Below are 11,998 nucleotides of genomic sequence, written 5' to 3' on the forward strand. Positions count from 1 at the left end.
CGTCCTGAGCTTGTCGAAGGACTTGTGGTTCATGGTTCGACAAGCTCACCACGAACGGTTTTTTAAATTTATACCTGTCAAAATAAAATTGACTGAATATTAGTCGTTTAAAATGGCTGCGTTACAAAAACGCAGCCCAACCTATGGAACTAAGCTATTACACTTGCTTTTGTAGGGCTTTATTTTCCAGAAGGTGTTGAATTTTGCCCAGCAAATCGTCCTCGCGTACCGGTTTGGCGATATAAAAATCAACACCGGCATCTTCAGCCAATTTGTGATGTTTTTGCGTCGTTCTGGAGGTAATCATAATAATCGGCAACGTCTTGATACGGGTTTGCGTCCGAACGTGTGCAGTTAACTCAATGCCGTTCATACGCGGCATTTCCAAATCGGTCAGCATGATATCCGGGGTGAATTCGGCCAGTAATTCTACGGCTTCTATACCATCTCGGGCAATATGCACAGCAAAACCGGCATCGCTCAGTAATTGTTCCAACGAACGGCGTTGGCTGAGTGAGTCGTCCACAATTAATACTTTAGGCAGTAGTGCGCCAGGTTCAATCATTTCCAGCGGTTCTACGTAATCAGCACCGATTTCGGCAGATAACCGGAGTAATTCAGGGACATCCAAAACCGGTGCTATAGCGCCGTCACCCATAATCGCCGCGCCAATATAACCCGGGATTTTTTTAATGTAATGGCCGAAATCCTTAATAACGATATCTAGGCTGTCTAGGATGCTGTCCAATACCACTGCGCTGATTTTTTCATCCTGTTCAATCAGTAACACGGCGCTGTGGCGTTGGTTTTTCTTGCGGTTTTCGGCAACGCGCAATAGTTTATTCAGGGTAATAACGGGATAAACAATATCGTCCAGACGTAGCATCGGAGCATCATCTACGGTAAAAAAGTCATCCGCCACTGCATACAGAATCTGCTTAAGGCCTTTACTGGCAATGGCAACCCGGTACGTACCGGCCATCGCCAGCAGCGTATGAGAACGACTTATCGGCAAAGGCATACGCAGTTCTACAGCCAGTCCCTCGCCGTATTTGGAATGCAAAGCCAATGTACCGCCTAACGACACGACCTGAAAATGCACAGCATTCATGCCCACGCCACGCCCTGAGGTTTGTGTGGATTCGGTACGTGTCGAAAAGTTGGGGCGCAGAATAAAGCGTTTGAGTTCTTCTTCGGTAACCTCTTGACCGGGCTGTATTACGCCACGCGTTATTGCAGCGAGGTGAATGGCATCAAAGTCCAGGCCACGTCCGTCATCACGGCAGCGTACCAGAATATTATTGCCTTCACGGTCAAACTCAATGTTGATATTGCCAAGTTTGGATTTGCCCGCAGCCAAGCGTTCAGCATCACTTTCAAGGCCATGATCCACCGCGTTGCGCAGGATGTGCATAAGTGGATCTATGATGGAATTCAGTACGTCACTGTCAATCATCAAATGTTCGCCAGACAAAGTCAGGGTGCTGTGTTTGCCTGTTAAACGGCAGGTTTGCCTAAGGGTGCGTTGCAATCGTGAGGCAATGGTCGCCACCGGTACCAAACGGGTTTGCATGATCGCGCCCTGGGTATCGATAACCAGGCGTTGCTGGTATTCCAGTACTTCGCCCATGTGTTCCAGTTCGTTTCGGGCATCAAAATTCATTTCTTGCGCGTCGAAAGCCGCTTCTATCAAGCGTCGACTGGTAGTGTATAGCTCGTTGTATTGATCCATTTCCAGGCTGTCAAAATCCTGGGCAGTATTGGTCAGTGTACGGCCGGTTAAATCTTTGATATCGATTAATTGTTCCAGTTCGTCACTTAAGCGTTGCAGGGTTTTAAACTGCGTATCCATGGCAAGCAGCTGATTTTTTATACGCCGTAAACGCTCGTTTGCCTGGCTATTAAGAATAAGACTTTCGCCGGACATCCGTAATAAGGCATCAATTTGCTCGCTGGGTACGCGGATGGCGGCTTGCTGGCTTTGCTGTGTTGCTTCAACGTCAGCTTCATGTTCAGCCGTGACTTCAGTGTGTGCCAATCGGTCAAGCAGGGCGGCTTTTTCCGTGCTAGGCGCGGTGTCTTCACTGTCTTGTAAGCCGTGTTGATCAATTTGGTTAGCCCAGTCCAGCACTTCTTGTAAGACTTGCTGTGCACCGGCTGGCGCTTCATGGCTGTGGCCAATTAAAAAGTCGCTCATGCCTTCCAAACAATCTGCGGCATCAATCAGCATATTGACCAGCATTTTACCAGGCAGTCTGTTGGCTTTAGCGCAGGCTTCCAGTATGTCTTCCAGGTGGTGAGTGATGGTTGCAATGCCGCCAATGCCCACGGTATTGGCCGAGCCTTTTAACGTGTGGGCAATGCGTTGTGCAATATCAATATCTTCGGTGCTGCCACCTTGTTGTAAATGATGGATAGCTTCGGAAAATTCCTGGGTGTAGACCGGTAATTCCTGCAATAGGATGTCGAGCAACTCCTGGTTAACATCGTCCGGCAACTGTAAAGAAACATCTTTAGCGCTGGCGACTTGCTCGCGTTGTGGGTTGCTGGCATTGTTAGCGTTGAGGTTGGTGCTGCGAATTTGCCCCAAAATGGCTAACGCCGCATCTGCCGTCAACGGCATGGGCCAGTGTGCTTCACTCAGTTGAGCAATCAGTGCCAGACCAGCATCGTCTTCGTTAAAGTGGGACAAATAGCTTTTAACGTTGTTAAGCCAGTCTTGTAACAGTTGACGGTGGCTTTCAGTAAAGTGGCTAGTGTCTTGGTAAAAATGATTGACGTTAGCTTGGACGTGCTCGCATATTTGGGCAAGGCCAGTAAATCCAGCTATGTTTGAAGCGTTAATGTAACGATCCAATTCGTCGGTCAGACTTTCTAAATGATCGCTTAACGCACCATCGGTAGTGAATTCAGCTAATATCGTGTCGACTAGCTGAGCTTCCATGACCAGCAATTCAACCAGTTCCCGTGTTGCTGATGTCACTGCATGAGAGGGGACAACGGTTTTAAGGTCATCATGCTGATCTTGGTCTTGGTCCTGCTCAACAGGTACAGTGCTTTCTGTGAGGAGAGATTCCAGCATCGTGAGTTCATCATCACTTAACTGAATGTTTAATTCAGGATGGCCCAGCACCTTGAAGATGTCTTCAATGGCAACTTGGGGTTCATGTTCGTAAGCGGCAACGAGGGCGGGTAGGCTATCGAGCAGTGTTAAAAGCTCGGGCGTGATGGCTTGGGTTTCGTCATGTAGCCGGGTATTGACGGCATCGATCACCAGTAGGAAGAAATCTTGTAAGCCATATTGTCCACTGGCCGCAGCATGGTCTGCACAGTATTCGAGTGTGGCAAGAGGGTTCGTCAGTGCCTGTGTATTAGCTCTGGCTGTTATTGCTGAATCAGTCGATTCCGGTTGTGTTTGAGCGATGTCATCTGATGCAATGTCTGGGTGATCAAAAGTGTCGCTGACGGCAATATCGTCAATAAGTGTTTGGGCGATCATAATTTGTTCCTCCTCAATCAGGGGAACGTTCAGATCAGCATGGCGTAGCAATGTAGCAATACTTTCGGCGGCAGCCTTTGATTTTTGCAGATAAGCCTCGACTAACAACGGAAAATCTTGCAGCGTAAGCTTAAGGTCGTTACTTAAGGTCGGTGATTCAGATTGCAGGCGTTCGTTTAAGGCTTCCATTACCAGTAAGCAGGCATCTTGCAGACCGTAATAGCCAGCTTCTGCTGCTTGATTGGCGAGTGGCTCAATGAGGCTAAGGAAATCTTCAGTTGCTGTGGTTTCTGCTACCGTGGTTTCTACGATGTCTATGAGTTGCGTCATGGCGCTATGCTCCCGCCTGAACAGCGTGATGAGTCAGTGATTTAAAGAGTTTGTCGAGTGAAATATTGAGCCAGATTTGGGTATCTTGAGATTTATATTGAGTGACGGCATGTGTCAATACATCGGGTAAAGCCGGTGGGGTTGTTGCCGACAGCAGGGCAGTATTGATCATTTGTGGATAACCATCAATCCAGAAGGCCACTGTTTTTCTGCCGCGATCTACGGCAAGAAGATGGCGTGCTTTGGGGTTAGCTGTTTTATCTTGTTCAATCAGGATATGCAAATCAACCACCGGCACAATGTTGCCCCGGAGATTTAGCACGCCACTGAGCCAAGGCTGTACATTAGGTAATGGGCTGACTTTGGCTTGATCAACAATTTCACAAAATATACTGGCATTCAGCAACAAGCCAATGTTGCCAATCCGAAAACCTAAGGCGTTGTCGATGTCCAGGTCGCCTGGAGCAGTCGTTAGTGTTTTTGAATCCTCCGTTGCCTGTAAGCTGTCCAAGGCCTGTATTGATGATGGCTTAACAGTGCTGTCCGGATTACTGGGTTCGAAACGATCTATTTCCACGATGGGCTACTCCAGATGAAATCTTAAAATTTAAAGTTTAGTGCAACGCGGCCAATGCGGCAGTAATTGCGCTGGCTTCATAAGGTTTTGCAATCAAATCTTTAGCGCCTTGCATTTGCGCCCAAATACGGTCTGCTTTTTGATTTTTAGAGCTGACAAAAATGACCGGAATATGTTTGGTTTGTTCGTCATCGCGTAAAGAACGACAAGCGGCATAGCCATCCATGTCGGGCATGACGATATCTAAAAAGATAACATCAGGGCGTTCTGACTTGGCTTTTTCCAGTGCTTCCTTACCGTTGTTGGCGGTAACCAATAGATAATTAGTGCCTTGTAAGGCATTTCTTAGGTTAGCCAAATCGGTTTGTGAATCATCACAGATCAATATTTTTTGAATGTTCATACGGGGAAGTTCCTTGATGGTAATTGAATAAAGGGGATTAGGTTGTTGCAACAGTTTTTCGGTCTGCAAGCCAATTTAACACGCGTAAGCTAAGTTTGTGAAATGCCTGGTCTTCGACGGGCTTGGTTAGGTAAGTTGTGCAACCTGCCATCACCCCTTTGACTTCATCTAAAGGCGAGGTTTTTCCTGACACCATGATAATAGGGGTTTTTTTGTATTCGGGTCGTTTACGTAGCCTTGTGCAAGTTTCGTAACCATCTATGCCCGGCATCATTACATCCAGAAAAATCAGATCGTATTGTGTTGCCGCTGTTTTATCCAGCGCGATTTCACCATTGTCAGCAAAGTCAATGGTAGTAATTTGTTCGATGCTAGCCAGTTTCAGTTTGATCGACATTTGTATGGCGATACTGTCGTCAACTATCAATGCACGATAACCCGGCTTATCCGCAGTGGGTGTGATGCTAACCGTATCCGCTTTAGCTGATTCAGGCGCGGATGGCAATGTTTCCTGCTGTGATGGTGTAGATTGATACAGGGAAGTAATGCTGTTTGGTGGGTAAGACGGTGCTGCAATATCTGCTTTAAGTAATTCCGGTACGACTGGCGGAGTTTCCTGCTGCAATGGTGTAGCTTGAGGCAGAGAAATAACACCATTTGGAATGCTATTTGGGTTGTGGGGTGTTACCGAGTCTGTGTTAAGCAATTCCGGTACGACTGGCAGAGTTTCCTGCTGCAATGGTGTAGCTTGAGGCAGGGAAGTAATACCATTTGGAATACTGTTTGGGTTGTAATGCGGTGTTACCGTTTTAAGTAATTCAGGGGCAAATGGCGAAGTTACCGGCTGAGCTTGTACGGGTTGAGCCAGGGTAACAACACTGTTTGGCTTGGGCGCTGGCGTTTTTTGCAAGGGCAGTTTATCTAAAACGCCTAACAAACGAGAAGCCGTCAACATGCCGCGTATATGGTGTTCTGGCGGATTGGCCAAAGGCCCTTGGCTTATCACCACAATCAGCGCATCAGGGCAGGTTGTGTTCAGTAATGCCTGTTTTTTATGTAAAGACAACGGGTTATCGTGGTTAATTAATAACACAGCAACGTTATCGACACTGTCGGGCGTGCCTATACGGTAACTGCGAGTGCCTTGAGGCGCCAGTTTGAAAATATTTTTTATGCGCTCGATAAAGCCCACATCAAATCCTACGGGTACAATCAAATACTGACAATTTTCGTCGTTTTGTGATAGTTTTTTGAATAAGTTTTTGAATTCCATCGTCTTCAACCTATAGAGAATAAGCAATGTTGATACGATATTATATTTTTGCGAGAAGTTCGCTGCATCAGGTTAATTAATAAAAGCTCACGGCGGATAATGAGCCCTAATTCTGAAGGCAGGTGTAATCCGGGCATGGTTTTTTTAGTGTAAATATTGGCAAAGCGTTTCAATACTGTGTTTAACCTGTACATTGTTGTATGGTAGGGTTTGAGCATGCTTTCCAGATAGATATTTTTTTGAGAAAGTCCAACGAATTCCATAATCAACCTCATAATGGTTAAGAAAGAGCAACTTAATTACATATAGAGATTGTATTTCAGTCTGAAAGAATCGCTATTTTTTGAAGTATAGACGATTATTTTAGTTAAATTTGTGTTACAGGCCTGCCATGGTATGCAGAAGAAAGCACTGTTGTATGGAATATTTTGCGTTAGATGCCAAACACTAAATGATTATGCAAATATTATGCCATTTATAGTAAAAAATAATGACTCATTGCAATTCATGCCTATACTATAATTTGCGCTGTCTATTAAAAAGTTGTGAATGCTCAATGTAAAATAAGTAGACGAAAAAGAGAGGGGTTTGGTTTTTTTTGTGCCTAGAGTGTTTATATTGTTTTATATAATTCAATTTGTTATGTTTTTTTTTAGGGATTGGTGCTCTGTATGTTATTTTGACATACGCCTCTTAGGGGATAAAGCTTGCTGAAGTTTGTTAATTAAACTAAAGTTTTTTTCTGTCGCTCTATTATGTGAGGGTACAATGAATCAAAAATTTTTGTCTATAAAAACCACTGGTTTTAAAGGAGCTGAGCGTGATAACAACTGATCATTTGCTGTCTTGCCAAAAAGATGATTCAGCTTTAGCTGGCTTGGATGCTTATGAAATCGCCTTTTTATTGACGAAAACGCCCCAGCAACTTAATTTGCAGTGGCTGAGTACGCATCCTGAGCTTTTAAATTTTTTGGTGGCGGGCATTTCAAAACAGCCGCGAAATTTAGTCACCCATGTTCAGCGCATTTGCTTGTGTTATCAGAGAAATTTATCAGAACATCTTTATGGTGCGATGGTTGATTTGTTCACGGTGCTGGAGGGTTATGCAAATGATTTTTGCGGTCGTCTGTTAGATAAGGTGCTACATAAACTCAGCCCATCGCACGCTTATTTATTAAACCAATATTTGGACGATAAAGATATTGAAGTGCTTTATACGGTACAAAATTCTTTCGTTGTGCTGGGTAAGGGGTTGTTGGGCACGGCGCAATTTATAACTAAAGTGGCTGAGCAGCAAGATACCCATGTTGCAATGATAAACGACCCATTGGTTTTGGCGCGTGATTATATTGAGTATTCGCAGTTCCAAGAAGCAAAAGCTGTTTTGGAAAGTGCAATTTTAGAAGCGCCGACACGTAGCGAATTACATTTGGATCTTTTGGAGTTGTATAAATCGTTACAAGATATTAAGGGTTTTTTGATAACGTCCGAGGCGCTTGCTCAACAAGGAAATCCTTTTCCTGAATTGTGGAGCGAATTAAATGAGTATTTTAGCGCGAGAAAAATGTTATAAGCGGGAGGACTATAAACAGAATTCATATTTAAGCTTATGGTTAAAGCAGTTCGGCGACACTTTCGGCAGCGCGTTTCACATCGAGAAAAATTAATCCCAATTTTGTATTGGGTTTGGCAATAACCGTCAGTACAGCTTCATCGCCAGCATAGACCATCAGTATGTAACCTTTTGCGCCTTTAATCAGTACTTGTTCTAAGTTGCCGCGCATCAATTCTTGAGCGGTTCTGTCACCCAGTGATAGCATGGCAGCACTCATGGCGCCTATCCTATCTTCATCTAATCCGGCGGGTAATACCGATGCCATCATCAAACCATCGGTCGAAATGACTCCCGAGGCTTCAATATCGGCAGAAGTGCCGTTAAGCTCGGATAAAATGGAAGTTAATAGGTCTGCGCGCATGTGTGTTCCTCGGTGTGTTTAAATTTTACAAATAGTAGACTAATTTCGAAAATTTTTTTACAGTTCTATCCAAATAATATCTTGATGCCATTTAAGCTAAAATTTATTGACACTTCATTATAACGGGTTTTGAAAAAAATAATCTATTCCAAACATGTGGTAATAACTGTTAAAAATAGTGCTGGCCAAATGATTTTATTGTCGGGATGGATATGGATATTCAATGTTAATAATTAAGCAATTTTAATGCCAAAACTATAGGGTGAGTTGTTTGTGCTAAAACATGCTTTTGTTAAACAATTGCTCAACAGTTTTTTAAGTTTACTGCCTATTCTTGCCGTGGTGCTAGTATTTCAGGTTTTGATTATTCAACAACCGATTGCTGATATTACCGGTATGGTGGTTGGGGTTTTATGTATTATTTTAGGCCTCACCCTGTTTGTTTATGGATTAGAACAAAGCTTGTTCCCAGTGGGCGAGAGCATGGCTTACGCTTTTGCACGCAAAGGCAGTGTGTTTTGGTTATTGCTGTTTGCATTTTGTCTGGGCTTTGGTACTACAGTTGCCGAACCGGCCTTGATAGCGGTGGCTGATGAAGCGGCAAGGGTGACCAGTAAAAGTCATTTAATTGCACAAACGGATGAAGCCAGAACCCAATACGCACTAGGGTTACGAATTACAGTCGCGTTGTCGGTAGGTTTTGCCATTTTGATCGGCGTGTTGCGAATTATTCGCGGCTGGTCTTTGTATTATCTTATTATTTTTGGCTATTGTGCAGTAATAGTTATGACACCCTTTGCCCCGGCTGAAATTATTGGTATTGCTTATGATTCCGGGGGTGTTACAACCTCAACCATCACTGTGCCGTTGGTGACAGCCTTAGGTGTGGGATTGGCTTCTGCGATTAAAGGGCGTAATCCTATGCTTGACGGCTTTGGTTTAATTGCCTTTGCGTCATTAACACCGATGATTTTTGTCATGGCTTATGGGATTATACTTTGATCGCTGCCTTATTGCATTTTTTGATGGGTTTATTGAGCACCTGCCGGGATATTATGCCGATAGCGGCGATAATAATCGGTTTTCAGGTGTTAATTATTCGTAAACCTATTGCGCACCCTAAAAAAATGTTGATTGGCTTTGTGTGCGTTTTATTAGGTGTGGCTTTGTTTTTGGAGGGTTTGGAAATGGCCTTATTTCCATTAGGGAAATTAATGGCCAAGCAATTAACCACGCCGGAATTTTTGGGTATCGCCAATCTTCAGCAAGCAAGCTGGCAATCGTATTATTGGATTTATATTTTTGGCGCCAGTATTGGTTTTGCAACCACTTTTGCCGAGCCGTCCTTACTTGCTGTTGCGCTTAAAGCTGAGCAAATATCAGGCGGTGCTATACGTGCTTTCGGTTTGCGCTGTGCGGTGTCCATTGGTGTCGCTTTTGGTATTGCCTTGGGCACGTTTCGAATTGTGACGGGTTTTGAGTTGTATTATTTTATTATCGTGGGTTATATCATTGTCATCATTCAAACGGCGTTTGCACCTAAGATGATTATTGGCTTGGCGTATGATTCCGGCGGGGTGACCACATCAACAGTAACAGTGCCGTTGGTGACTGCTTTGGGTTTGGGTTTGGCGCAAGCGGTTCCGGGTCGTAACCCCTTGATAGATGGGTTTGGCTTGATTGCCTTTGCCAGTTTGTTTCCGATTATTGCAGTCTTGGGTTACGCCCAGATTGCCCAGTGGTTAAATAATCGTAATCGTTCGTCTACATTATGAGGTTTGTGTGCATTTTAAATTGATTATTGCCTTTGTCGAAGATGACAAAACCGATCTGGTACTGGAAACGGCGCGTAAGTGCGGAGCCAAAGGTGCCACGGTTATCAATAATGCCCGGGGTGAAGGGCTTAATCAGTCCAAGACTTTTTTTGGATTGACGCTTGAAACCCAGCGCGATGTTTTATTATTTTTGGTGGAAGAGCGGTTGAGTAGGTATATTCTGGAAGAAATTGCCCGAGTTGCCGAGTTTGATAATAAACCGGGTATTGGTATTGCTTTTCAGATTGATGTGGAAGATGCCATCGGCATTAAGCATCAGGTTGAAGAATTAACACAAGAGCTTGAGGATAAGCTATGAACGAACAACGTGCCGTAATTCGGGTTAAGGATGTGATGAAAACGGATTTTATAAGCATAGACGGCATAGCGACGATTGCTGATGCCTTGAAATTAATGAAGGCCTCAAAAACCTCGGTGTTGATTGTTAATAAACGTAATGAAGACGATGAATACGGCATGATTAATTCCGGTGACATTGCTCGCTACGTATTAGCCAAAGACCGGGCGCCGGAGCGGGTTAACGTGTATGAAATCATGAGCAAGCCGGTTATTTCCGTGCATCCTGATATGGATATCCGGTATTGTTCACGGTTGTTTGCGACCTATAATCTGGTGCGTGCGCCGGTGTTGGAAAACAAAAGGGTGATAGGCATGGTCAGTCCCAATGCTTTGGTGTTGGATGGTTTGTATAAAATCTTTCAGTAACTGGGGCAAGCAGAAATAACCCGCGCACGACTGGATTTTAACGTTACGATTTTTAGATTTTTTAAGGGTGTTTTTAGCGGATTCGCCTGAAGTAAAGACGCAAAACCTTGCGTCTTTACGTTAACTGGCATTGATCCATTACGCTACTCTTCCACAGTGACAAAAGCCATTTTAGCGATACCGGCTTGCTGCACAGTGGCCATGACCTCCGCGACTTTTTTATAAACCACAGCTTGGTCGGCATACAAATGTACAGCCACTTCCTTGTTTTTAGCAAACTCAGCTTTTAAAGTGGTTTCCAATGCGGCTAAATTTGCGACAGGTTGTTTGTTCAGCGTTATTAAGCCTTGGGCGTCAATGCCAAGCTGTAACGGTTGTGCGTCTATATTCGCCGTTGTTTCGGCGGTTTTGGGTAAGGTAACATGAACTGATTGGGTTAATAATGGCGCGGTGACCAGCAAAATAATCACCAATACCAACATGACATCAACCAGTGGGGTGACATTGATTTCGCTCATTGCGCCGTCGTTATCGGATCGTGGTTTAAAAGCCATGATTACTCCTTATCTTGAATGTCTGAACTTAATGCCGCGTGCATGAAGCTCACCACAAAATTTTCCAGGCCCACGCGGTGCAGTTTGGCACGACGCACGAAAAAGTTATAGGCCAGCACAGCCGGTACGGCGACAGCGATACCGACAGCAGTGGCAATCAGTGCATCACCAATAGGTCCTGCGACTACATCCAGACTTGTTGAGCCACTGGCGGTAATCTGGTGCATGGCGTGCATAATACCTAGCACTGTTCCAAACAAACCGACAAACGGCGCGGTGCTGCTGATGCTGGCCAGCATGGTCAGGCCACTTTCCATTAGATGCTCTTCCTTTTGCATTTGCACCAATAACGATTGTTCCAGTAACTCAGCTGGCGTGCCACGGAACTTAAGTTGTTTTCCTGCAGATCGTCGTTTTTCTGCCAGCCACGCTAAGCCTTGTCTGGCAATACGGGCTTGCGGGCCTCTAAATGTGCTTTCGGGTAAAGCTTCCGCAGCAGACAAGGAAGTCGTATTCCAAAAAGCGCTGTTAAACGATCGATTCCAAATGCTGTTTTTCCAGAACTGCCAGGATTTAAAAATAACCAGCGTCCAGGTGACTATCGAAAAAGCCAGTAACACGTATAAGGTTCCGTCAATAACCGCAGCGGGAGAAATCTGTTGAAACATTAAAATATCCTTTCAAAGTAAAAATAAGTAGCTCTAAATTCATACAAGCAATGTCGCAAAACAGATGACATTAATGCAGGTGATGTTATCTGTAGCATGATCTCAAGAGCAGTTAAAATAGTAGGTCAGGCTAACACACGACAGTTTGGGCTACCAACTAAGACGGGACAGTTTAAAA

General features: G+C 44.5%; 12 protein-coding genes. 5 read left to right on the forward strand and 7 right to left on the reverse strand.

All coding sequences use genetic code 11. The features are described 5' to 3' along the window. Positions 1-157: 157 nt before the first annotated feature. The 4 genes from ACHZC4_RS02795 to ACHZC4_RS02810 are packed head-to-tail and all read right to left on the reverse strand — an operon-like array spanning position 158 to position 6,082. A complete protein-coding gene (locus tag ACHZC4_RS02795) occupies positions 158-3,829 on the reverse strand; it encodes a response regulator (RefSeq protein WP_394752259.1) in 3,672 nt (1,223 codons plus the stop codon). A 4-nt stretch (positions 3,830-3,833) separates the two neighbouring features. Beyond that, a complete protein-coding gene (locus tag ACHZC4_RS02800; protein ID WP_394752260.1) occupies positions 3,834-4,406 on the reverse strand; it encodes a chemotaxis protein CheW in 573 nt (190 codons plus the stop codon). 37 nt (positions 4,407-4,443) lie between these two features. After that, a complete protein-coding gene (locus tag ACHZC4_RS02805) occupies positions 4,444-4,809 on the reverse strand; it encodes a PleD family two-component system response regulator (RefSeq protein ID WP_394752261.1) in 366 nt (121 codons plus the stop codon). A gap of 37 nt (positions 4,810-4,846) precedes the next feature. Beyond that, positions 4,847-6,082 carry a response regulator gene (locus ACHZC4_RS02810; RefSeq protein WP_394752262.1) on the reverse strand — a complete coding sequence of 412 codons (1,236 nt, stop codon included), beginning with the start codon at positions 6,080-6,082 and terminating at the stop codon, positions 4,847-4,849. Between the two features lie 820 nt (positions 6,083-6,902). Between ACHZC4_RS02810 and ACHZC4_RS02815 the strand changes: the two genes are divergently transcribed. Then, a complete protein-coding gene (locus ACHZC4_RS02815; protein WP_394752263.1) occupies positions 6,903-7,655 on the forward strand; it encodes a FimV family protein in 753 nt (250 codons plus the stop codon). Between the two features lie 40 nt (positions 7,656-7,695). Here the strand turns inward: ACHZC4_RS02815 and ACHZC4_RS02820 are convergent, their stop codons facing one another. Further along, positions 7,696-8,058, reverse strand: a complete 363-nt coding sequence (locus ACHZC4_RS02820; RefSeq protein ID WP_394752264.1) for a roadblock/LC7 domain-containing protein — start codon at positions 8,056-8,058, stop codon at positions 7,696-7,698. Positions 8,059-8,331: 273 nt separating this feature from the next. Here ACHZC4_RS02820 and ACHZC4_RS02825 point away from each other — a divergent pair, with 273 nt between their 5' ends. The 4 genes from ACHZC4_RS02825 to ACHZC4_RS02840 are packed head-to-tail and all read left to right on the forward strand — an operon-like array spanning position 8,332 to position 10,598. Further along, complete coding sequence (locus ACHZC4_RS02825) at positions 8,332-9,060, forward strand: DUF1538 family protein (RefSeq protein WP_394752266.1); 729 nt, start codon at positions 8,332-8,334, stop codon at positions 9,058-9,060. A gap of 23 nt (positions 9,061-9,083) precedes the next feature. After that, entirely contained in the window at positions 9,084-9,833 is a 750-nt protein-coding gene (locus tag ACHZC4_RS02830; RefSeq protein WP_394752271.1) for a DUF1538 domain-containing protein, read from the forward strand. 7 nt (positions 9,834-9,840) lie between these two features. Next, positions 9,841-10,191, forward strand: a complete 351-nt coding sequence (locus ACHZC4_RS02835; RefSeq protein WP_394752267.1) for a P-II family nitrogen regulator — start codon at positions 9,841-9,843, stop codon at positions 10,189-10,191. After that, on the forward strand, positions 10,188-10,598 hold the full coding sequence (locus ACHZC4_RS02840; RefSeq protein ID WP_394752268.1) for a CBS domain-containing protein: 411 nt from the start codon (positions 10,188-10,190) through the stop codon (positions 10,596-10,598). Before ACHZC4_RS02835 ends, ACHZC4_RS02840 begins: the two co-directional genes overlap by 4 nt. 143 nt (positions 10,599-10,741) lie before the next feature. Here the strand turns inward: ACHZC4_RS02840 and ACHZC4_RS02845 are convergent, their stop codons facing one another. Both ACHZC4_RS02845 and ACHZC4_RS02850 read right to left on the reverse strand, forming a co-directional pair. Next, positions 10,742-11,152: an ExbD/TolR family protein gene (locus ACHZC4_RS02845; protein WP_394752269.1), complete on the reverse strand. Its 411-nt coding sequence runs from the start codon at positions 11,150-11,152 to the stop codon at positions 10,742-10,744. 2 nt (positions 11,153-11,154) lie between these two features. Continuing rightward, on the reverse strand, positions 11,155-11,820 hold the full coding sequence (locus ACHZC4_RS02850; protein ID WP_394752270.1) for a MotA/TolQ/ExbB proton channel family protein: 666 nt from the start codon (positions 11,818-11,820) through the stop codon (positions 11,155-11,157). Positions 11,821-11,998: the final 178 nt, after the last annotated feature.

Origin of the sequence: Crenothrix sp. (assembly GCF_043729335.1) — a bacterium.
Classification (GTDB): domain Bacteria; phylum Pseudomonadota; class Gammaproteobacteria; order Methylococcales; family Methylomonadaceae; genus Crenothrix.

What these genes read in the sequence shown, in the direction of transcription:
- ACHZC4_RS02795 (WP_394752259.1), bottom strand. Translation starts at nt 3,829, where the DNA reads ATGACGCAACTCATAGACATCGTAGAAACCACGGTAGCAGAAACCACA.
- ACHZC4_RS02830 (WP_394752271.1), top strand. Translation starts at nt 9,084, where the DNA reads ATGGGTTTATTGAGCACCTGCCGGGATATTATGCCGATAGCGGCGATA.
- ACHZC4_RS02810 (WP_394752262.1), bottom strand. Translation starts at nt 6,082, where the DNA reads ATGGAATTCAAAAACTTATTCAAAAAACTATCACAAAACGACGAAAAT.
- ACHZC4_RS02820 (WP_394752264.1), bottom strand. Translation starts at nt 8,058, where the DNA reads ATGCGCGCAGACCTATTAACTTCCATTTTATCCGAGCTTAACGGCACT.
- ACHZC4_RS02850 (WP_394752270.1), bottom strand. Translation starts at nt 11,820, where the DNA reads ATGTTTCAACAGATTTCTCCCGCTGCGGTTATTGACGGAACCTTATAC.
- ACHZC4_RS02805 (WP_394752261.1), bottom strand. Translation starts at nt 4,809, where the DNA reads ATGAACATTCAAAAAATATTGATCTGTGATGATTCACAAACCGATTTG.
- ACHZC4_RS02845 (WP_394752269.1), bottom strand. Translation starts at nt 11,152, where the DNA reads ATGGCTTTTAAACCACGATCCGATAACGACGGCGCAATGAGCGAAATC.
- ACHZC4_RS02840 (WP_394752268.1), top strand. Translation starts at nt 10,188, where the DNA reads ATGAACGAACAACGTGCCGTAATTCGGGTTAAGGATGTGATGAAAACG.